General features: G+C 43.4%; 24 protein-coding genes and 2 riboswitches. Of the genes, 16 read left to right on the top strand and 8 right to left on the bottom strand.

Annotated features, from left to right (window positions below; genetic code table 11):
* Positions 1-21: 21 nt before the first annotated feature.
* From thiE to tenA, 5 genes are read right to left on the bottom strand one after another with little or no spacing between them, the layout of a single operon-like run.
* Positions 22-654 carry a thiamine phosphate synthase gene (gene thiE, locus CVN76_RS28030; protein WP_100533914.1) on the bottom strand — a complete coding sequence of 211 codons (633 nt, stop codon included), beginning with the start codon at positions 652-654 and terminating at the stop codon, positions 22-24.
* Positions 635-1,456 (bottom strand): hydroxyethylthiazole kinase, encoded by an 822-nt coding sequence (thiM, locus tag CVN76_RS28035; protein WP_198512667.1) that lies wholly within the window; start codon positions 1,454-1,456, stop codon positions 635-637. The genes thiE and thiM overlap by 20 nt, the downstream gene beginning before the upstream one ends.
* On the bottom strand, positions 1,453-2,259 hold the full coding sequence (gene thiD, locus CVN76_RS28040) for a bifunctional hydroxymethylpyrimidine kinase/phosphomethylpyrimidine kinase (protein WP_061144456.1): 807 nt from the start codon (positions 2,257-2,259) through the stop codon (positions 1,453-1,455). Before thiD ends, thiM begins: the two co-directional genes overlap by 4 nt.
* Positions 2,228-2,755, bottom strand: a complete 528-nt coding sequence (gene thiW / locus CVN76_RS28045; protein ID WP_442857610.1) for an energy coupling factor transporter S component ThiW — start codon at positions 2,753-2,755, stop codon at positions 2,228-2,230. Before thiW ends, thiD begins: the two co-directional genes overlap by 32 nt.
* A gap of 9 nt (positions 2,756-2,764) precedes the next feature.
* Positions 2,765-3,454, bottom strand: coding sequence for a thiaminase II (gene tenA / locus CVN76_RS28050; protein WP_100533915.1), 690 nt, complete (start codon positions 3,452-3,454; stop codon positions 2,765-2,767).
* A 92-nt stretch (positions 3,455-3,546) separates the two neighbouring features.
* Positions 3,547-3,651, bottom strand: a riboswitch (TPP riboswitch).
* Positions 3,652-3,800: 149 nt separating this feature from the next.
* A riboswitch (SAM riboswitch) is annotated at positions 3,801-3,905 on the top strand.
* A gap of 161 nt (positions 3,906-4,066) precedes the next feature.
* On the opposite strand from tenA, the gene CVN76_RS28055 reads away from it, so the two are divergent.
* Both CVN76_RS28055 and CVN76_RS28060 read left to right on the top strand, forming a co-directional pair.
* A complete protein-coding gene (locus tag CVN76_RS28055; protein WP_061144458.1) occupies positions 4,067-4,255 on the top strand; it encodes a Fur-regulated basic protein FbpA in 189 nt (62 codons plus the stop codon).
* A gap of 253 nt (positions 4,256-4,508) precedes the next feature.
* Complete coding sequence (locus CVN76_RS28060; RefSeq protein WP_232732494.1) at positions 4,509-4,685, top strand: aspartyl-phosphate phosphatase Spo0E family protein; 177 nt, start codon at positions 4,509-4,511, stop codon at positions 4,683-4,685.
* Between the two features lie 93 nt (positions 4,686-4,778).
* Here CVN76_RS28060 and CVN76_RS28065 read toward each other — a convergent pair whose 3' ends face one another.
* Positions 4,779-5,285, bottom strand: coding sequence for a GNAT family N-acetyltransferase (locus CVN76_RS28065; RefSeq protein WP_100533917.1), 507 nt, complete (start codon positions 5,283-5,285; stop codon positions 4,779-4,781).
* 217 nt (positions 5,286-5,502) lie between these two features.
* Between CVN76_RS28065 and CVN76_RS28070 the strand changes: the two genes are divergently transcribed.
* From CVN76_RS28070 to CVN76_RS28085, 4 genes are all read left to right on the top strand, one after another.
* Positions 5,503-6,207 (top strand): DUF459 domain-containing protein, encoded by a 705-nt coding sequence (locus CVN76_RS28070; protein ID WP_100533918.1) that lies wholly within the window; start codon positions 5,503-5,505, stop codon positions 6,205-6,207.
* A 187-nt stretch (positions 6,208-6,394) separates the two neighbouring features.
* Positions 6,395-6,877, top strand: coding sequence for a DinB family protein (locus CVN76_RS28075; RefSeq protein WP_100533919.1), 483 nt, complete (start codon positions 6,395-6,397; stop codon positions 6,875-6,877).
* A 62-nt stretch (positions 6,878-6,939) separates the two neighbouring features.
* Positions 6,940-7,479: a M15 family metallopeptidase gene (locus CVN76_RS28080; RefSeq protein WP_100533920.1), complete on the top strand. Its 540-nt coding sequence runs from the start codon at positions 6,940-6,942 to the stop codon at positions 7,477-7,479.
* Between the two features lie 133 nt (positions 7,480-7,612).
* Positions 7,613-8,170: an acyl-CoA thioesterase gene (locus CVN76_RS28085; RefSeq protein WP_061144463.1), complete on the top strand. Its 558-nt coding sequence runs from the start codon at positions 7,613-7,615 to the stop codon at positions 8,168-8,170.
* A 353-nt stretch (positions 8,171-8,523) separates the two neighbouring features.
* Here CVN76_RS28085 and CVN76_RS28090 read toward each other — a convergent pair whose 3' ends face one another.
* Positions 8,524-9,159: a Bax inhibitor-1/YccA family protein gene (locus CVN76_RS28090; protein ID WP_100533921.1), complete on the bottom strand. Its 636-nt coding sequence runs from the start codon at positions 9,157-9,159 to the stop codon at positions 8,524-8,526.
* A gap of 493 nt (positions 9,160-9,652) precedes the next feature.
* Between CVN76_RS28090 and CVN76_RS28095 the strand changes: the two genes are divergently transcribed.
* The 8 genes from CVN76_RS28095 (at position 9,653) to CVN76_RS28125 (ending at position 16,872) form a co-directional block, all read left to right on the top strand.
* A complete protein-coding gene (locus tag CVN76_RS28095) occupies positions 9,653-10,678 on the top strand; it encodes an ABC transporter ATP-binding protein (protein WP_100533922.1) in 1,026 nt (341 codons plus the stop codon).
* On the top strand, positions 10,656-11,582 hold the full coding sequence (locus CVN76_RS28100; RefSeq protein ID WP_061144466.1) for an ABC transporter ATP-binding protein: 927 nt from the start codon (positions 10,656-10,658) through the stop codon (positions 11,580-11,582). The genes CVN76_RS28095 and CVN76_RS28100 overlap by 23 nt, the downstream gene beginning before the upstream one ends.
* Positions 11,583-11,597: 15 nt before the next feature.
* Positions 11,598-12,563: an oligopeptide ABC transporter permease gene (gene opp4B, locus CVN76_RS28105; protein WP_100533923.1), complete on the top strand. Its 966-nt coding sequence runs from the start codon at positions 11,598-11,600 to the stop codon at positions 12,561-12,563.
* Between the two features lie 22 nt (positions 12,564-12,585).
* Complete coding sequence (locus CVN76_RS28110) at positions 12,586-13,485, top strand: ABC transporter permease (protein WP_442857616.1); 900 nt, start codon at positions 12,586-12,588, stop codon at positions 13,483-13,485.
* A 19-nt stretch (positions 13,486-13,504) separates the two neighbouring features.
* Positions 13,505-15,268 (top strand): oligopeptide ABC transporter substrate-binding protein, encoded by a 1,764-nt coding sequence (gene opp4A, locus CVN76_RS28115; RefSeq protein ID WP_100533925.1) that lies wholly within the window; start codon positions 13,505-13,507, stop codon positions 15,266-15,268.
* 112 nt (positions 15,269-15,380) lie between these two features.
* Complete coding sequence (locus tag CVN76_RS28120) at positions 15,381-15,569, top strand: hypothetical protein (RefSeq protein WP_100533926.1); 189 nt, start codon at positions 15,381-15,383, stop codon at positions 15,567-15,569.
* 38 nt (positions 15,570-15,607) lie between these two features.
* Complete coding sequence (locus tag CVN76_RS32205; RefSeq protein ID WP_269800082.1) at positions 15,608-15,742, top strand: hypothetical protein; 135 nt, start codon at positions 15,608-15,610, stop codon at positions 15,740-15,742.
* Between the two features lie 89 nt (positions 15,743-15,831).
* Positions 15,832-16,872 carry a M42 family metallopeptidase gene (locus CVN76_RS28125; RefSeq protein WP_100533927.1) on the top strand — a complete coding sequence of 347 codons (1,041 nt, stop codon included), beginning with the start codon at positions 15,832-15,834 and terminating at the stop codon, positions 16,870-16,872.
* A 79-nt stretch (positions 16,873-16,951) separates the two neighbouring features.
* Here the strand turns inward: CVN76_RS28125 and CVN76_RS28130 are convergent, their stop codons facing one another.
* Positions 16,952-17,374 carry a pyridoxamine 5'-phosphate oxidase family protein gene (locus tag CVN76_RS28130; protein ID WP_100533928.1) on the bottom strand — a complete coding sequence of 141 codons (423 nt, stop codon included), beginning with the start codon at positions 17,372-17,374 and terminating at the stop codon, positions 16,952-16,954.
* Positions 17,375-17,543: 169 nt separating this feature from the next.
* Between CVN76_RS28130 and CVN76_RS28135 the strand changes: the two genes are divergently transcribed.
* Positions 17,544-18,359, top strand: a complete 816-nt coding sequence (locus tag CVN76_RS28135) for a cyanophycinase (protein WP_061144470.1) — start codon at positions 17,544-17,546, stop codon at positions 18,357-18,359.
* Positions 18,356-20,977 (top strand): cyanophycin synthetase, encoded by a 2,622-nt coding sequence (cphA, locus tag CVN76_RS28140; protein WP_100533929.1) that lies wholly within the window; start codon positions 18,356-18,358, stop codon positions 20,975-20,977. Before CVN76_RS28135 ends, cphA begins: the two co-directional genes overlap by 4 nt.
* Positions 20,978-21,081: the final 104 nt, after the last annotated feature.

The raw sequence follows: 21,081 nt of genomic DNA on the forward strand, positions 1-21,081 counted from the left end.
ATGGTAGTCCCCTCTTTTGCGTCATGTGAATACTTTTATCATTTCTAATAGGGATGTGGAAGCCTCCCGCGGATTTTTTGCATTCATGATGGCTGAAACGACGGCGGCTCCGGCCAGGCCTCTATCAGTAAGTGAGGCAATGTTATCGGAATTGATACCCCCGATGGCCACAGCTGGAATCGATACGCTTCGGCAGATATCCTCCAAATCGCGGATCGCCATTGGCGTTGCATCTTGCTTTGTCTTCGTAGGGAAAACCGAACCAACGCCGATATAGTCCGCACCATCTCGTTCCGCTTCGAGAGCTTCCTTCAGATTCGAAACGGATACACCGATAATCATTTCTTCTGGGACCATTTGCTTGATGACGGAAAGAGGGAGGTCATCCTGGCCAATATGTATCCCGTCCGCGCCAATAGCGAGGGCTATATCCACCCGGTCATTAATGATCAGGGGAGTGGACAATTCGTTCAATACCTGCTTTAAGGCCGCAGCTTTTCTATAAAAGGACAGGGATGAATTGTTCTTCTCCCTAAGTTGTACAGCCGAAACGCCACCAGCAATCGATTCCGAGATGATTTTGGTCAAGTTTACAATATCTATCGACTCTTCCGTAACTAAATATAGGCTTAAATCAATGTGTGATTTCTTCATTCATTTTCACCTCATTCATCCACATTTCCTTATCCATTCTTGATATTGCGTCAATTAAGCGCACCCGAAAGGTTCCTGTGCCTTCATGCTTTTGCAAGGTTTCAGCAGCGATCTCCCCTGAAATGCTCATCGTCGAGATCCCGGCAACTGCTGCAGCATAATAGTCGTCCGTGATTCCGGAAAAGGCGCCGATAAGTGCGGTGGCCATACATCCCGTGCCTGTTACATTCGTTAATAGAACGTTTCCGTTATCAATGAGGGATGTGTGCTTCCCATTGCTAACAGCGTCGATGGCCCCGCTGACCACGACGACACTATTCAACCTTTTTGCTGCAGAAAAAGCAAGAGCCTCATTGCTTATCGTCAGTTCCTCTGAGTCGACTCCCCGTGTAACGATATCGCCGCCGATCAAACGGTGAATCTCGCTCGCATTACCGCGGATGATCTGGAAGGAGACCTTCTTTAGAAGCTCACTAACTTTCTCTGTTCGATACGGTGTGGCGCCAACTCCCACAGGATCCAAAATGACCGGGATATTTCTGGAGTTTGCCGTCCTCCCGGCTATCTCCATGGCTTCCAGGGATTTTTCATCAATCGTACCGAAATTCAGGACAAGTGCATCCGCCAACTTGACCATCGCTTCGACTTCCTTGGGACTGGATGTCATCACAGGTGATCCACCGATGGCAAGCGTGGCATTTGCACAGTCGTTGACCGTAACAAAGTTGGTGATTTGGTGTACAAGTGGTTTTCTTTCTTTTACCTTTTCAAACAAGTCAGCTGCCGAAAACTTTATATTCATATGGATTCACTCCGTTCTTTTTTTGAAAATGAATGAAAATGATGGACAGGCCCATGTCCCCCTCCTATTGAAAAACTATTGCGTATCGCTTCGGAGATATACAGCTTGGCCTGCTCAATCGACTCTTGCAAAGATTGTCCATTCGCCAAGTTGGATGCAATCGCGGAGGATAGGGTACAGCCAGTCCCGTGAGTGTTTTTCGTATGGATTCTTTCTCCTTTTATCCAGTGAAAGTTCTTCCCATCATAAAAGAGGTCGTTTGGGTTTCCCTCTGCATGCCCCCCTTTAAGTAAAACGGCATTGGAACCCAATTCAATCAAGGATAAACAGGCTTTGTAAAAGTCTTGCTCCGTTCGAATCGATAAACCAGTAAGTACCTCCGCCTCCGGTACATTAGGGGTAATGAGCGTTGCAAGCGGGAGCAATTTCGTTTTTAGGGCAGTGACGGCTTTTCCGTCCAGCAAATGGTGGCCGCTTTTGGAAATCATGACTGGGTCAAGGATGACGATGGCCGGTAAGTAGGTATTAAGAGCTTCAGCGACTGTTTCGACAATTTCTTTTGAACCAAGCATGCCGATTTTTACTGCATCGACGTGTATATCTTCGAAAACGGCAGCCATTTGATCAGTGATGATATCCGTGTCTATCGCCTGAACGGAACGTACTTCCTTTGTGTTTTGTGCAGTGACGGCCGTGATGACGGACATCCCGAAGATCCCATGTGCAGAAAATGTTTTGATATCGGCTTGTATCCCGGCGCCGCCGCCTGAGTCAGAGCCTGCGATGGTTAATGCTTTTTTCATGGAAAAACCCCTTCATATAAGTATTTTTCAATAATATTTTCAGTAAAATGAAAGCGAAAATGGCACCTGTCATTGAACTGAGCATAAAAGCTGGCATAATGCCAAAAAGAGCTGCTTTTTCCCCCAAGAGGAGTACCGCGATCGGATAACAGGCAAGCGAACCTAGAAGACCGGTCCCCGTCACTTCCCCTAGACAGGCGAAAGTCAATCGCTTTGTTTTACGATAAAGGTACGCAGCCAGCAGTGCACCGATCATACTGCCAGGAAAGGCGAAAAGTGACCCCGTACCAGATATATTTCTCAACATGGAAACGAGGAAAGCTTGAGTAACCGCATAAGCAGGGCCGAGTAAAACAGCTGTCAGGACATTGGCCAGGTGCTGAATGGGAAAAGCTTTCACAAATCCTACCGGGATGAATATAAAGGAACTGGTTATAGTCGTTATGGCCGTGATCATTGCCGTCAACGTCATTTTTCTGATTGTGTTGATCATCATGTCTATGACCTACAAGGGCCAATCCTGCTCATTTTGAACCATATCCCAGAATAAATATTCGTAGCGGGAGGTCACCAAGAAGTGCTTTTCCAGTCTCTGCAGTTCTTTTTCAGGCATTCCTTCCGTCAATTCCTCCAATAAAGCAATCAGCCACTTATGTGCTTCACCGAATTCTGGGGAGGAATAGGATTCAATCCATTTTGCATAGGGATTGTTATCCAAATCTTTGCCATTTCGTTCTTTTAAAAGCAGACCGATTTCATAATAATCCCAGGCACAAGGGAGAAGACAGGCGATTAAATCTGCCAATGTACCATGTTGAGCAGCATTCAGCATGTAACCCGAATAGGCAAGGGTAGTGGGAGTAGGTTCCGTATCCTCCAATTGCTTTGGAGTAATTCCGAATTCCAAGGCATAATGCCTATGGATATCCATTTCGACCTGTATCGTTTCATTCAAGATTTCCGCAAACTTTGCCATGGTTTCAACATTATGCGCTTTAATGACACCTAAAGCGAAAAGCTTGGAATAATCCATCAAATAGATATAGTCCTGCTTCAAGTAATAAGCAAACTTATGTTCAGGAAGCGTTCCGGTTCCGATAGCTTGGACAAAGGGATGTGAATGGTTCCTTTCCCAAATTTCCTTTGCGCGTGCATGAAGTCTGTCACTGAAGGTTTCTGTTTTAATATTTTTCATGTTCATCCCCCTTTATATAGAATCATTATTTAGAGCCAATAAAAAAACCCGTTCCTGAATAACGGAACGGGGCAGATGGATAAAGCCGAAATGGGCGATATCATCCACTTTCCTCCGCCGGTATGAGCCGGTTCAGGTTCAAAGGGTCCGGAAATTACTTCCATCTCAGTCTTGACAAGACTCCCCTAGTGGTGTGCATTGTATGTAATTACTGACATCATATCAGAAAGCCAAGAAAATGCAACCCGCCTTTGAAAGGGAGGAGAGTGGAAAAAAGGGGAACGAGGCAATTGACTTTTGTGAATTATTGGGATAAAATAATGTTCACATCATTTATATAATTGAATTCTTATCCAGAGAGGTGGAGGGACTTGGCCCTATGAAACCTCGGCAGCAGACCCATAATGGGAACTGTGCTACATCCAACAAGCGATCGCTTGGAAGATAAGAAGAGCCGTCCGGACCCTGTCAGCCTCTTCTTTAATTGAAGAGGCTTTTATTTTTGTAAAATAGTGTTTAAGGACATAATAGAAAAGGTATATATAATTTGGTGAAATTGAAACTTGTTAAGGTAGCTTAGGCTCTAAGCTGACAAGGAAAGGAGCCATTAACATGGCAGAAGTATTTAAGTGGATCGAACAGAGGAAGGCGTTGCTGATAGAAGAGCTATTGGCGAAAGGAGTATACAAAACCTCTGATGAAAGGCACCTTTATGATGCCCCTTTAAAAGTATTGGAAGATGAATATAAGATCGTTATAAATAGGTCTGATAGCGAGTCTCCTACAGAATGGATGACATAGCAAGAAGCAGGCGATCATTCAATAAAGATCATGTATATAGAAGGAAGCATTCGCAGTGTACATCGGTGAATGCTTTTTTATATGGAAAGATTGTTGTCACAAAAAATACATATTTAAAAGATTTTATAGGAATTTTGTCACATTTGTCCGCTAAAAAAACACATTTTTCCTTTCTGAGATAGTTGATTTTAACTACGAGTTTCATTATGATTGAAAGTGTAAAAATATTGAATATATGGGAGGTGTATATAAATTGCTTTCCAAAAAGGTTACCCCAGAAAGAATAGAAGAGAAGAGAAAAGAGATGATGGAATTGGCAAATATTTTTGGTATAAACAGTCTTCTGACGATTCAAGCTAGTCAAGAATTGGATACCCTGTTAAACGCGTTAACAAAGGATTTGAAAGCTGAATATTCAGGGGATTCCTAGTTTTCTTGAAATCGTGAATCTGATATACACATGATGGTGAATTTCTCCATGTAAACAAAAAAACTATTGCTGAAGGCAATAGCTTTTGAATAATCATGCTTCTATACGTTTACCAAGGATGACCAAATCCCGTTCAATGCCATCGAGCTCGGCAACTTGCGGTAAGTGCGCCCATTCTTCAAAACCAAATTTGGAGAAAAGCTTCATGCTAGGTAAATTATGAGCGAATATGAAACCTAATAGAGTCTTCACCCCTAATTTCGGGCTTACTTCAATTGCCTTCTGAATCGAAATCCGTCCGATTCCTTTTCCCCGGAAATAATCATCAATATAGATGCTGATTTCCGCCGTAGAATTGTAGGCGGGCCTTCCATAGAAAGATTGAAAGCTCATCCATCCTGCGGTTTGTCCTTCAAAAGTAATGATATATAGCGGTCTGCTTTCTGAATTATGCTCCTCAAACCATTTAACCCTCGATTGTACAGATATCGGGTCCGTATCTGCGGTGACCATTCTGGAGGCAATTGTGGAATTGTAAATTTCCACAATTTTAGGCAAATCCGATAATTCAGCCTCTCTGAATTGTATGTACTCGTTCATCATAAACTCTCCAATCCATTACTTTTATTAACATCCAGAAGTTCCTATTACATAATTTGATAGTGAATTGTGGTCATAACCAAATCATCTGAAAGTTTTATATTATCATACACTTTCTCCTCGTTATCTGCCAATTCATTTTTATTGTTACTTATGCTCATTTTTGGGTATGTAACATATAAAATGCTTCTTAGCTATAAAACAAAAGGAGAAACGAATGAAAAAATTAACTGGCTTATTAATGATTGTCCTCATTATTTGTTTTGTCGTATATGAATTTCAACAGGCTGCGGCGTCGAACCGTGTACAGCGGGTCATGGCTTTTGGCGATTCTTTAACATACGGTAAGGGAGATAAGCATGGGGAAGGCTATGTAAAGGGCTTGAGGGATGAACTAAACAATCCTGAGTCGGATCAAAAAGTAAGCTTTTGGAATTATGGAATTAAAGGGCAGGAAACGGATGGCGTCATCGAACAGCTCGATGATTACCGAATCCATACTAAACTCGATAAAGCCGACACATTCATCGTTTATATCGGCACGAATGACTTCATCAATAGTAACGGCGGCGACTTGACCGAAATAAATGATCGGAAAATCGATGAGGGCAAGCGGGAATACATCAGGCATCTAAAAAAGATCACAGCAACACTTCTAAAGAAAAATGATAAGGCCGATATCCTGGTAGTGGGCCTGTATAACCCGATCATTGACAACCGAAAGATCGAAAAGCACATTCAGGATTATAACCAATCAATCAAGGATGTAGTGAAAAAGGACGAAAGGATGGTATTCATTCCCACCGATGATTTATATAAAAACAAAAAGAAAGCCGATTATTTCAGTGATGAAATTCACCCCAATGAAAAAGGATATAGGCTCATCACAAATCGGATACTGGCAAGCTACGACTTCAAATGATAGCCATGGAATGTAGACAAACTCTAAACTGCCTTACATGTTAAACACCGAATGAACATGTAAGAGGTATTTTACTCTTCTTTTTATCAAATCTTTTCTTTTCATAAGTATTATGATTTTACACATTACTATAGAACATGGAATAATTATGGGAGATTAATCCGGATTATATGAGGAGATGCTAATAATGAATCAAAATGAAAAAACCAGGGAAGAACTTCTGAATGCAGTCAACGGCTTCTCGGATGAACAGCTGAATGCCCATCCTGAAGAAGGACGATGGAGCATTATCCAAGTATTGGATCATTTATATTTAATGGAGCGGGCCATCACAAAGAGCATTGCCGATAAATTGCACAGTGATGAGAGAGTTCCTGCGGCGGACAAACCGATCGAGCTTACTGTAAACCGTGAAGTGAAGGTCGAAGCGCCTTCATATGTCGTTCCGTCGGAATCATTCCAAACCTTGCAAGAAGTCAAGGATAAATTGGCCGAATCACGTGCCGCATTGGTACAACTTGTCGACAGCGCAGATGAAAAGGACCTTGAGGAAAAGTCATTTCCTCATCCGTTATTCAAGGATCTAAGTTTGAAGCAATGGATACCGTTCGTGGGATTGCATGAAAAAAGGCATTTGCTGCAAATCGAAGAGCTAAAATCTAACTTATAATAAAAAGAAAAACTCATCCGAACCTGGTTGAGTTTTTCACTTTAGACAGAAAGGAATGTTCTGTGAAAGCTAACTGGGTTAAGGCATGTCTGGTCTTGTTTTTTTTCGGATTGTTGGCGGTTGTCTTGTACAAGAATGTCCTTCCGCCTGATTTAGACGATATCGAACTGGCAGATGAGCTGCATCCGGTCGTCGCTGAAAAAAAAGATGAGCTCATTCAGCGGGCTAATGAATTAGACATCCCAATAATCATTACCGCCGGATATCGTTCTTTGGAAGAACAAAATAAATTATATGAAAAGGGCCGTTTAAGTACGGGGGATATCGTGACATATGCAAAAGGCGGCGAGTCGCTTCATAATTTCGGTTTGGCGATAGATTTCGCCCTCCTCAACAAACAAGGCGAGGCCATTTGGGATATGGACTATGACGGAAATGATAATGGGAAATCGGATTGGATGGAAGTCGTCACCGTTGCTAAAGGGCTGGGATTCGAATGGGGTGGGGATTGGCCAGGATTCAAGGACTACCCTCATCTGCAAATGACCTTCGGCTTAACCTTGAGAGAGCTGCAGCAGGGCAAGCAGGCTAGAGGGCAGTGAGGCGGAATCAGCATTTCCCTTCTCGAATATTAGACGAAAAGCAGGAAAATAAGCTTGTATATTGCTTTACAGCCGAGAATTCGATAAAGTGGACTAGTGAGAAATCAGACATGAATGAAGGAGTGCAGTCACCATGGAAGAAATAAAGCATTGCCGGGATTCTTTGGTCATTAAAACAAGTCTTGTCCTCCCTCCCGATACAAATAATATTGGTACGATGTTCGGAGGCAAGCTAATGGCATATATTGATGACGTAGCGGCCATATCCGCCATGCGTCATGCGAGGAGCAACGTAGTTACCGCCTCTACCGATTCGGTTGATTTCCTTCACCCTATCCACGAAGGAAATGCAGTTTGTCTGGAAAGCTTCGTGACCTATACGGGCAGAACATCGATGGAAATCATCGTAAAAGTGATTGCTGAGGATTTAGTTACAGGAGATCGCAATTTATGTGTCATTTCCTTTTTGACCTTTGTCGCCATTAATGAACAAGGTAAACCTATACCGGTTCCCCATTTGGTTCCTGAAACCGAAATGGAAATCAATTTAAATGAATCGGCAAAACAACGGGCTCAAATAAGGAAAAAAAGAAGAGAAGATACACAATTTATTGCAAGCACTTTTGGTGTGAAGCTGCCGTGGAGCGAACAATCGAATCCAGGATTATATAAGGATGAAACTAATCATTAAGTGATTTGGCCAATAGGCAGACAAAAGGTTTCAGAAAGGTGTCCCTTTCCGAAGCCTTTTTGATGTTATTGGACTCTAGATTCACACATGTCCTGCTTGATTTTGTTCAGAGGTGTGCATAAGCAAAGCTCGTCCCTGGATAAGCTGATGCCTGCAAGGGAGACAAACGGGCAATAGGTACACACCCATAAAAACAGACGATCGACAAACTCGATTTTCACCTAGTTTGTCGATCGTGTATGCCAAATCAACAGAGATTTGGGCTTTTTAACATGGAGGTAAATGGTATCCAATTCGGCGACTAAACGTCAAAAGACGCTTGGCTGCCTTCCAAGCGTCTTTTTTTGTCGGAACTAGTCATCACTTGCCAAAATACCAAAAAAGCGTAAGATGTTTATGAAAAGGTTAATGAAATCAAGATAGAGATTCAAGGCCATGAGCGGAACTTCCTCGGCCGTTACACCGTAATGCTTCATTCGATTGAAATCGTAAAGGATATACCCGCTGAAAACCAAAATCCCGATAAATGAAAAGACCAACATGGCTGTAGAGCTTAAAGGAAAGAAAATGTTGAAGATACCGATCACCACTAAAGCAAGCAAAGCGGCAAAGAGCATTCCTCCCAGGAAAGAAAGGTCCCTTTTGGTGGTCGTAGCATAAATGGCTAAACCTCCAAATACGACTGTCGTCGTTACACCGGCTAAAATCACTACATTAGCACCGGCAGCGGCCAAGTAATGAGCGATGATCGGATAGGTGGTAATCCCGGAAATCAACGTGAAGCTATACAGAAATGTGTATCCGATCGCTTTTTTCCTCCGCATGATGAAAGCCCCAATCAACATGGCAATCTCAAGGATCGCTAATGGAAGGAACAAGGCCGGAGGAACAAAAGTGCCTATGGCCATCCCCAATACTGAAATGGCCAGTGATAATGCGAAGGTCCGCATCACGGATGGCATATAGGTTTGTACAGTTTGTGAATACATGTTTTCACCTCATCATTATTCTTCTACCGATACTTACGAATGGGTTTTAAAAAGGTTTCATTGCCCATATGGAAATTTAGGTGTTTTTTTAAAGCTCCTGAAATATATATGAAAGAAAACTAATTTTATGAGCACCCTACCTTTGCACTAATTTTTCTGAAATATTAAAATATTCATCTATTTTCTTTATTGATAACCTTTGGTCCAATACTATCAAATAGTACCAATAATTCTCGTTTTTGATATATCAAAATAATGAAGAAGGGAATAGTTATGCCCAGCATTTTAACCAGCTTCATGACTTTACTGTATAACAGCTATAAAGGAAAAGATTTTTTATACCAGAAAATTATTCCTAAAGTTATAAAAAGAGAAAAAATTGTCATTATTTTGTATAAAAACTATTGTGTAAATGTAAAAAATTGATTAAAATCTTAACTAATTATCAGAAGATTAATTATTTTCCCGATAAAATAGTTTAGGGGGAGCAAGGATGAATAAAGCTATTCTGGAAATAGAAAATCTGACAACCTCATTTCGAATCGGAAGCAACTATCATGCTGCTGTGGATGATGTTTCGTTTACGGTGAATGAAAACGAAATTGTAGCCGTGGTTGGAGAATCAGGTTGTGGAAAAAGTGCTTTGGCCTTATCCATTATGCAACTACATAATAAACAAAGGACTAAATCCGAAGGGACCATACATTATAACGGGCAAAACCTGCTGAAGTTGAATGATACACAAATGAATAAAGTCCGCGGCAAGGAATTGGGGATGATCTTCCAGGAACCTTTAACGGCCTTGAATCCGCTCATGACGATCGGTAAACAAATCGAGGAGAACCTTGATTACCATACTAAACTGTCCAAGGATGAAAAAAAGAAACGGACGATCGAACTTTTAACCCAGGTGGGAATTCCTTACCCTGAACGGACGTACAAGCAATTTCCGCATGAGCTCTCGGGCGGAATGCGGCAAAGGGCGATGATTTCGATTGCCATTGCCTGCAACCCTGCACTGGTCATTGCCGATGAACCCACGACCGCCCTGGATGTCACGATTCAAGCGCAAATACTAGATTTGCTGAAGGATATCCAAAGCAGGACAAGGATGGGAATCATCTTGATTACACATGACTTGAGCGTCGTGGCAGAGGTTGCGGACAGGATCGTTGTCATGTATGCGGGTCAGGTAGTGGAGACGGGGAGCGTCAAGGAAATATTCAACAATCCGCTTCATCCGTATACGAGGTCTTTATTGAATTCGATTCCTTCGGCATCACATGAGAAAAACCGTTTGCATGTTATTGAGGGAATCGTTCCATCCATCGCGAAAATGGATAGGATTGGATGCCGTTTCCAAGACAGGATTCCATGGATTCCAAGGCATGCACATGAAGAGAGGCCTCAGCTTCACGAAGTGGCCAAGGGCCATTTTGTACGGTGTACCTGCTATAAAGAATTTTATTTCCAAGCTGAAGGAGATGAATCGACCCATGACATTACTCAAAGTAGATAACTTGAAAGTGCATTTCCCGATTAGGGGCGGTTTTTTTCGAAGGGTGGTCGATCATGTAAAGGCAGTGGACGGCGTTTCCTTTGAATTGCAGCAAGGGGAAACATATGGATTGGTCGGGGAATCGGGCAGCGGCAAATCGACGACAGGTAAGGCGGTTGTCAAGCTGAATGATGTGACATCCGGACAAATCCTGTTTGAAGGCAGGGATTTAGCGGGCTTAAGTAGAAAAGAGATTAAACCATTCCGAAAAGATATTCAAATGATCTTCCAAGACCCGTATTCATCATTGAATCCGAAGAAGCGGGTGCTGGACATCATTGCCGAACCGCTGAGGAATTTCGAACGGCTATCACCGGCGGAGGAAAAGAAGATCGTTCAGGACTTCCTGGACAAGGTAGGACTCAGTCCGGAATCGATCCATAAATATCCGCATGAATTTTCAGGGGGACAGCGCCAGCGGATCGGGATTGCCCGTTCATTGACATTGAAGCCTAAGTTGATCATAGCGGATGAGCCGGTTTCGGCGCTGGATGTTTCCGTACAGGCACAGGTATTGAATTTCCTTCAGGACCTTCAGCAGGAATTCAATTTGACTTATTTATTCGTCGGCCACGATTTAGGTGTCATCCGGCATATGTGTGACCGGATGGGTGTCATGTATCGCGGTAGATTGGTAGAGGAAGGCAAAAGCGATGAAATCTATGAAAATCCCCAACATATATATACGAAACGGCTGATTGCCGCCATTCCGGATTTAGAGCCGGAAGTTCGCGGGGAAAAGGTGAAGCTCAGAAAGAAACTTACGGCGGAATACGAGTCTTCCTATTCAACATTTTTCGATGAAAATGGCCGGGCTTATGATTTGAAGCCAATCTCATCGACCCATAGAGTTGCATTACAATAAGGAGGTGGAAGGAATATGTGGAAGTTTATCCTCAGACGTTTTTTTGTTATGATCCCGCAGCTCTTTTTATTGAGCCTCATCGTTTTCATGATGGCAAAAGCCATGCCGGGAGATGCCCTGTCAGGGCAGGAACTCAACCCTAAGGCCAATCCTGCCGAGCTTGAAAGAATCAGGGAAGAGCTGGGCTTGAATGATCCTTGGTACCAACAATATGGAAGATGGGTATCGAATGCTGTACAGGGGGACTTCGGTATTTCCTATACACATAAAACACCAGTCATGGATGTTATCGAGGACAGGCTGTGGAACACGGTATTCCTGGCGCTGGTCACGCTGATCTTTACATATATGCTGGCGATTCCGTTAGGCATACTGAGCGGCAGGTACAACGATACCTGGATCGACAAATCTGTGACGGGCTATAGTTATGTAGGGTTTGGCACACCGATTTTCATCTTTGCCTTGATCATGTTGTTCATTTTCGGTTTTGCCCTGGATTGGTTCCCATCTGGAGGCAGTGTCGATTCCAAGGTGGAGGAAGGGACATTCGCTTATGTGGTAAGTAAGATCAATCATTTGATTCTACCGGCGTTAAGTACGGCTTTAATTGCCACGACAAGCACGATCCAATATTTACGAAATGAAATCATCGACAATAAAATTAAGGATTTCGTCAGGACGGCCCGTTCAAAGGGAGTGCCTGAATCAAACGTATATTCCCGGCATATCCTTAGAAATTCGTTTTTGCCGATCGCGGCATTTTTAGGATACGAAATTACTGGTTTGATCGGGGGCTCTGTCATAATCGAGACCATTTTCAGTTACCCGGGTCTTGGGCAGCTTTTCCTCAGTTCAGTAAGTCTGCGGGATTTCAGCGTTGTCACGGCCATCGTCATGATGACGGGATTTGCCACGCTGCTTGGCACACTTCTTTCGGACATCATACTCAGTGCGGTCGATCCGCGCATACGGATAGAATAGGAGCGGGGTGAGTCGTATGGAAATGAAAGTGGAAACAGGAAAGAACATACAAGTGCAGGATGTGAGCCCCTCAGGCATGAAAATCATCTGGCAGGAGATTAAAAGGGATAAGCTTGCGATGGGCTCATTGATTATATTGGCAGCAATATTGATTTTTGTTTACGGCGCGGCTTTATTCATGGATGCGAAAGAAATCGCCAAGGTCGATTTTCTCTCCATTTATTTGGAGCCATCTGCCGATAATTGGCTCGGAACCGATTATGGCGGACGTGATGTATTCGGACAGCTTATCGTAGGTACGAGAAATTCATTTACGATCAGCTTGTTCATTACTTTATTCACGGCGATCATCGGGTTGTCATTTGGATTGCTTGCCGGTTACTTCGGCGGAGCCACCGATAATGTGATCATGCGTGTCATCGATTTCGTGATTGCCCTGCCGCAATTGATGTTCATCATTGTGGTGGTGACGATCGTTCCGGTATTCAATGTGTATGTTTTCATCTTGATCATGACGATGTTTTTATGGACAGGAAAGGCGAGGCTGATCCGCTCCAAGGCATTGTCAGAGCGTGAGCTGGACTATATCCATGCCTCACAGACACTGGGAACGCCGCATTGGAAGATCATCCTTTTTCAGCTTCTGCCCAATGTCAGTTCATTGATCATCGTGAACTTCATCTTGAACCTGGCAGGCAACATTGGCTTGGAATCCAGTTTGACTTTCTTGGGGTTCGGCCTTCCGGAGAGCACCCCGAGTCTTGGAACGCTCATCAGTTACGCGCAAAATCCAGATGTTCTGGAAAATAAGTGGTGGATTTGGGTACCCGCATCAATCATGATATTAGTGCTGATGCTGAGTATAAATTTTGTTGGCCAAGCGTTAAAACGCGCCGCCGATGCAAGGCAAAGAAGAGGATAAAAAAAGGGGAGTGTTTGATATGAAGATTAAAGGCTATGTTAAAGTACTTAGTGCATTGGCAATTTCATCTCTACTGCTTGCTGCTTGTTCGGATGATACCGAGAAATCGTCAACGAAAGAGAAAAAAGGGAAAGCGGTCGAACAGGTCGATACTTCAAAATTCCCGACAAAGACGACTAATCAGGGAGAGCCGATTAAAGGCGGACACCTGACATACGGATTGGTATCTAATACACCGTTCGAAGGAATCCTGAATAAAGTTTTCTATCAAGGCGATCCTGATAATCAAGTTATCTCATTCTTTGATGAAGATTTATTGGATACGGATGAAAACTATGTATTCACGAATGATGGCGCCGCTTCCTATGAAATTTCTGACGATCATAAAACGGTTACACTGACGATTAAAGATAATGTTAATTGGCAGGATGGCAAGCCTGTAACTGGAGCCGATTTGGAATATGCCTATCTTGTAATCGGAAGCAAGGACTATAAAGGTGTGCGCTATGATGAACAAATGGCCTTAATTGAAGGTATGGAAGAGTATCATGCCGGAAAAGCGGATAGCATTTCAGGCATTAAAGTAGACGGCAAGAAAATTACCTTCACATTCAAGAAAGGAAATCCATCTGTAACGACTGGCTTATGGACATATCCGCTTCACAAAGAATACTTAAAAGATGTTCCGATTGCCGATTTGGAATCTTCGGATAAAATCCGGAAAAACCCGATCGGGTTCGGGCCATTCAAAGTGAAGAAAATCGTCCAAGGTGAAGCCGTGGAATTCGAGGCGAACAAGGATTATTATCGCGGGGCACCTAAATTGGACAGTGTCACATTGAAAGTCGTGAATCCTTCCGTTGTCGTTAAATCACTTGAAAATGGTGATATTGATGTAGCGGAAGTCCTGGCTGAGCAATATGAACAAGCCAAGGAACTCGATAATGTCGAATTATTGGGGAAAGTTGAATTGGCTTATTCTTATATCGGCTTCAATTTCGGTCAATATGATAAGGAAAAAGAAGAAAATGTCATGGATGAGAATCCAAAATTCAAAGACAAGCGCCTCCGTCAGGCGATGGCCTATGCAATCAATAACAAAGAAGTGGGCGAAAAGATGTTCAAGGGGCTCCGTTTCCCTGCCAATTCGGTCATTACACCTAACTTTAAATATAACAATAAAGATTTAAAAGCCTATGAATACAATCCAGAAAAAGCAAAAAAACTTTTGGATGAAGCAGGATTTGTGGATACAAATAATGATGGCATTCGTGAAGATGCAGATGGGAAAGAATTCAAAATTAACTTTGCATCAATGAGCGGATCCGATGTTTCCGAGCCATTAGCAAGATATTATATTCAACAATGGGAGCAAGTGGGCATAGACGTTGAATTGCTCGATGGAAGGCTTCATGAGTTCAATTCATTCTATGATCTGTTGAAAAAAGATAATGACGAAGTTGATATGTACCAAGCTGCTTGGGGCGTCGCTTCCGATCCTGATCCATCCGGTCTTTGGTCAAGATCTGCAGAATTCAACTATACTCGCTGGGTGAATGATAAAAATGACGAGCTTCTGGCGAAAGGAATTTCAGAGGAAGCCTTCGATGATCAATATCGGATCGATACGTACAATGAGTGGCAAGAACTGATTCATGATGAGGTTCCTGTCATTCCGACATTATTCCGTTACCAATTGACGGGAGTGAATGATCGTGTTACTGGTTACGATTTTCTAGCAGGACGCCAATATCAATGGCATAATGTTGGCGTTACTAAATAAGATGATCGATGAATCCAATCGGGCGCCTGTATGGGCGGCCGATTTTTTTGTGTTTCAAGGAACTGCATTACGGTTATAAGGATAATAGTAATTAATTGGAAGGGTGATTTGGATGGAAGTGAGAAATCCTAATGAAACAAAGAGAGAGCTGGAAATATTGTTTACTGAATCGGTTGGCCGAATATTGAAGCCGCTGGAAGAGGAAATCATTGCGGACATTGTTGCCTATCCAGATGAAAAGCGCATAGCCTTCTTGGAATATATGAAGGAAATGTCCAACAAGCAAAGACAGTTAAAATAGTAAGGTGAACTTTCATCATCCATCGAGGAGGGTTCTTTATGGGAAGTGAAGATAGAAGCAGATATAGAGTTTGGCGGGATAAGCGAAAAAGGCAAATGAATATGGAAAATACCGCTTTATACGGGATTACGACATTTGTTCTGGCAATCATGCCCGTGCTTGCCCATATGTAGGTGAAGGAATCGGACCGTCTTTTGACGGTCCTTTGTATGTTAAAAGCTGGCAGGAAAAGCTATAATATAATAGGAAGGGAGAGATATACATGATCAACGAAAAAGAAATCGTATCATACATAAAAGAGTTAGTGACGATACCAAGCCCCTCCGGATATACGGAGGAGGCGATTAAATTCGCGGCCGAATTCATGGAGAACAGGAAGGTTCCATACGAGATCACCAATAAAGGGGCATTGCTTGCTTCAATTAAGGGTGAAGATGATAACAAACATCGCTTGCTGACGGCTCATGTCGATACGCTGGGAGCGATGGTGAAGGAGATCAAGCCGAATGGCCGCCTTAAGTTGACGATGATAGGCGGTTTCCGCTGGAATTCAGTGGAGGGGGAATATTGTAAAATCCATACCGCTGATGGGAAAATCATCACCGGGACCATATTGATCAATCAAACCTCTGTGCATGTTTATAAAAATGCCGGGGACGCCAAGCGTGATGAGGAGACAATGGAAGTCCGGATAGATGCTGTCGTGAAAACGAAAGCGGAAACCGAGGCGATAGGCATTTCCGTTGGCGACTTTGTCTCCTTCGAGCCAAGAGTGGAAGTCACGGATGGAGGATTTTTGAAATCAAGGCATTTGGATGATAAAGCAAGCGTGGGAATCCTACTTCATATCATTGATCTCATTTCTGCAGGGAAGATAAAATTGGCCTATACGACCCATTTCCTGATTTCCAACAACGAAGAAATCGGCTATGGCGGCAATTCCAATATCCCCGGGCAGACAGTCGAATATCTGGCGGTCGATATGGGAGCGATCGGTGATGGACAAGCGACGGATGAATTCAGCGTTTCAATTTGCGCGAAAGACTCCTCGGGTCCGTATCATTATCAATTGCGTCAGCATCTTGTCGCCTTGGCCAAAGCCCATGAGATTGACTACCGTGTCGATATATACCCCTATTACGGTTCGGATGCTTCCGCTGCCATCCGCGCAGGCCATGATGTCGTCCACGGTTTGATCGGGCCGGGAATCGATGCATCTCATGCCTTTGAACGGACTCACCTTTCATCATTAAAACATACGGCCAATCTGATCCTGCATTATATCGAATCAGAGATGATGTAAACAGTAAAAAGCCCACACTCCTTTCATAGGAGGTGGGCTTTTATGTGGGCAAATAAAATGGGTATAGACACGTCCGTTTCTATAATGACAATTCTTGTGGCGGCTCACCATTGTTATTCATCAACCGGATGCTGTCCGGCTTGATTTGCAGAATGATATAGTTAGGGTCATTGGGACCTTCGAACCAATGTTCAAACGACTCATGCCATAATTTATCCTTCAGGTCCTGTGAATCGTTCACTTTCGAGGTTCCGGATATTTCTAAATAAGAATCACCTAATCCTTCATTTTCATAGCCGATCAGGATATGGACATTAGGGTTTTTTTCGATTTCATCAATTTTTTCCGTCTTGGCACTTGATGGTGTGTATAAAGTCAAATCGTCGTTAAAAAATGTCATGTAGCGTGAATGTGGTTTGTTATTTTCTACAGATGATAAAACTCCAGTCTTAGAATCACTGAGGATATTCAATACTTTTTCTTTTAATTGGTTTTGGCTCATCTTCGCACACTCCTTTTATTTTTTACTCTTATACTTTTCCTCTTTTTTCATAAAGTTAAACAAAATTCTGCAGTTTGCCAATTTAATGAATGAATACTGGCTCAAGATGCCATACTAGTCATTATGTGTTCTGACAGAGTAATTAATGAAGTAAGGGTGATTATAAGGAATGAATTGTGGTGAATTGCTTATCATTGGCGGTGCCGAGGATAAGTGCCTTGAAGGTGAAGTGTTAAATAAATTTGTCGAGCTTGCTCTTCGTCGTTCCGATGGCGGGATTGGAATCCTGCCTACAGCGAGTGAAATTCCTGAAGAGATGAGCAAACAGTATATCAAGATTTTTAGAGCTTTAGGCGTTGACAGGGTTGAAGTGATCAAGCTGGATTCGCGGGAAGAGGCAGATGATCCCCTCATGTGCGAACAGCTGGAATCCCTTTCTGCGCTTTTCATAACGGGAGGCAACCAAAGCCGGCTATCCGAACGGATCGGTCAATCCAAGTTCCACCAAGCACTTTCCAAAGCATGGCATCAAGGGATGGTGATAGCGGGGACCAGTGCCGGTGCTTCCATTATTGGCAAGCATATGATTGTCGCTGCCGACACGATGCTGAATGATGATAAGTTAAAGGTCGAGATTGGAATAGGTTTCGGGTTCCTGGATGGTTTGCTAATCGATCAGCATTTTTCCCAGCGCGGCCGGTTCGACCGTCTGTTAAGTGCAATAGCGGTAAACAAGGAATTGCTGGGCATTGGCATCGATGAAAATACAGCCATTTTAGTTAAAGACGGCCTTTTTGAAGTCTATGGGCAACATGAAGTACTGGTGCTTGATGGCAGCAAAAGTGATTATATTCACGTCACGACCTCCGATAATGGAAGTGAAGAGCTGACTCTCTCGGGATTCTGCCTTCATGCTCTTACAAGAGGCTATCGTTTTGACCTGGTGACCAGGAAATTGTTAATGAAAAAGGGGATCCAACCATGATAATCAAGAGAGTCCGTTACTTAAAAGGACCCAATTATTTTGCATATACTCCGACGATCTGCATTGAATTGGATTTGGAGGAACTGGAAGAGAAACCTTCCGATACCATTCCAGGATTCAATGAAAATCTGTTGAAAACGCTCCCGAATCTCGGAAGCCATACATGCTCCAAAGGGTATCGGGGAGGTTTTGCCGAGAGGCTGCGCCAAGGTACTTGGATGGGGCATGTTTTGGAGCATATGGCGATCGAGCTACAAAACCTGGCAGGAATCGATGTCATTCGCGGAAAAACGATCATGATGGAAAAAAAGGGACATTACCAGGTTACCTTTGACTATCAAGAGCCGGAATCCGGTCTCCAAGCCTTCTTGGCAGCAAAGGAAATCGTGGAAGCCATCCTCAATGATGAAAAAGAGATAAATGTCCAATTCCATGTAAAACAAATAGAAGATTTATATTATAAAAATAAATTGGGACCAAGTACAGAAGCGATATTTAAGGCTGCATATGAAAAAAACATCCCAGTAGAACGTATTGGCGATGATAGTTTGCTGCGTTTAGGGACAGGTTCTAGGCAGAAATTCGTTCAGGCTACCATTTCAAGTCAAACCTCGAATATCGCGGTCGAAAATGCCTGTGATAAATCTTTAACAAAATCGATCTTAAAAGGGTGCGGCCTTCCGGTTCCTGAAGGGGAAATAGCCCATTCGATTGAAGAGATATTCGAAACGGCGGACAGGATCGGTTTTCCGCTCGTTATAAAACCGTATAACGGCAGGCAGGGACAAGGTGTCATCACCCATATCAAGAATAAGGATGAACTCTTCAATGTCATCAATTGCCTGGAAGCGTACGTGAAGAAATATATCGTCGAACGGCATATTGAAGGACATGATTACCGTATGCTTATCGTGAATGGGGAGCTTATAGCGACCAGTTTGAGGCTTCCACCCTATGTGATCGGAAACGGAAAAGAAACGATACGCAGATTGATAGAAAAGGAAAACCGCAATTCTTTGCGGGGCGATGGCCATGAAAAACCAATGTCTAAAATCCCGCTGACACATACCGTGACATGCTACTTGGAAAAAACGAATCGGACACTCGACTCGATCCCGAAGCAAGGGGAGCTGGTCCAAGTTGCCGGCAACGCAAATCTATCGACTGGCGGCAAGGCTATCGATGTAACGGAGCAGGTCCATCCAACCATTAAGAAAATGGCGATTGCAGCTGCAAAAGCGATTGGATTGGATATTGCCGGAATTGATTTTATTTGTGAGGATATTTCAATGCCGCTTAATGATTCGCGGACGGCGATCATTGAAGTCAACGCTGCTCCGGGTATCCGGATGCACCATTATCCGAGTGAAGGGGAAAAACGGGATGTTGGCAAAGCCATCATCGATTATTTATTCCCGTCCCGGGAAGATGCGGCGATACCGGTCATCGCAGTGACGGGAACGAATGGAAAAACGACGACGACCAGAATGATTCATTATTTCCTTTCAAATGATGACACCAAGGTTGGAATGACCAATTCAGATGGGGTCTATATAGGTGAAGACATATTGGATCAAGGTGATTGCAGCGGACCGATCAGTGCAAGGATGGTGCTGTCCCATCCTGAAGTCGATGCAGCGGTTTTGGAAACGGCACGAGGAGGGATCTTGCGTGAAGGCCTGGCCTTCCGCCAATGTGATGTGGGTGTCATTACGAATGTGAGTGAAGATCATCTCGGCTGTGATGGAATGGATACGATGGAGGATCTTGTGAAATTAAAGCGTCTGATAGCCGAAGTCGTTCTGGATACGGGGTATTGTATCCTGAATGCTGATGATCCGAAGGTGGCCGCTATGGGGGCATATACAGAAGGGGAAGTCATTTATACATCGACTGACTCCAATCAGCCTTTAGTGAAGGAAGCGATTAAAATTGGCCGAAAGGTTTGGTTCGTAAATGAACAAGGGATGATACTGCATTCATCAGCAGGTGTCACACAGCCGTTCATGGATTGTACCATGATTCCCATCACGATTTCGGGGATGGCCCGTCATAATATCGCCAATTTGCTTCAGGCATTAGCTGCAGCCCATACACAAGGCGTATCCATGGAAGAACTACGAAAGAAGGCAGTGACTTTTATGCCTGATACCAGCTTGTCAAAAGGACGTTTCAATTTAAAGAAATTGAATGGGCGAACCATCATCATCGACTATGCCCATAATGAGGCGGGGTTGAAGGCAATATTCGAAACGGTGGGTGCCTATAACAGAAATCGACTTATCACCGTTCTGGCCGGTCCGGGAGACCGTGTTGATGAGGAGCTCATCAGGCTTGCCAAGGTGGCGGCCGTCCATTCCGATTTATTCATCATTAAGGAAGATGACGATTTACGGGGAAGGAAGCCATGCGAAGTAGCCAGGCTGCTCCAGGAAGCTGCGGAAGAAGCAGGGCTGCATAAGAATCGGGCCAGGGTCGTTTTGAATGAGTTGGATGCATTCATGAACGCTTGGGAAGCATCTCGACCAGAAGATCTGTTACTTTTCTTCTACACGGATTTCGAATATGTCGAGCAGTTTTTTCAAAAGGTTTCCAGCGACAGCTTATCAAAAAAATGAAAGAACGTGCATTTCGCCCGGCGGAGTGCACGTTCTTTCATTTGTGCTTGTTTATAGAGAAACGTACCCTCTAAGCAGAGTTGTTCTAAAGCAACTGCCCTCGA

The organism is Bacillus sp. mrc49, from assembly GCF_002803435.1.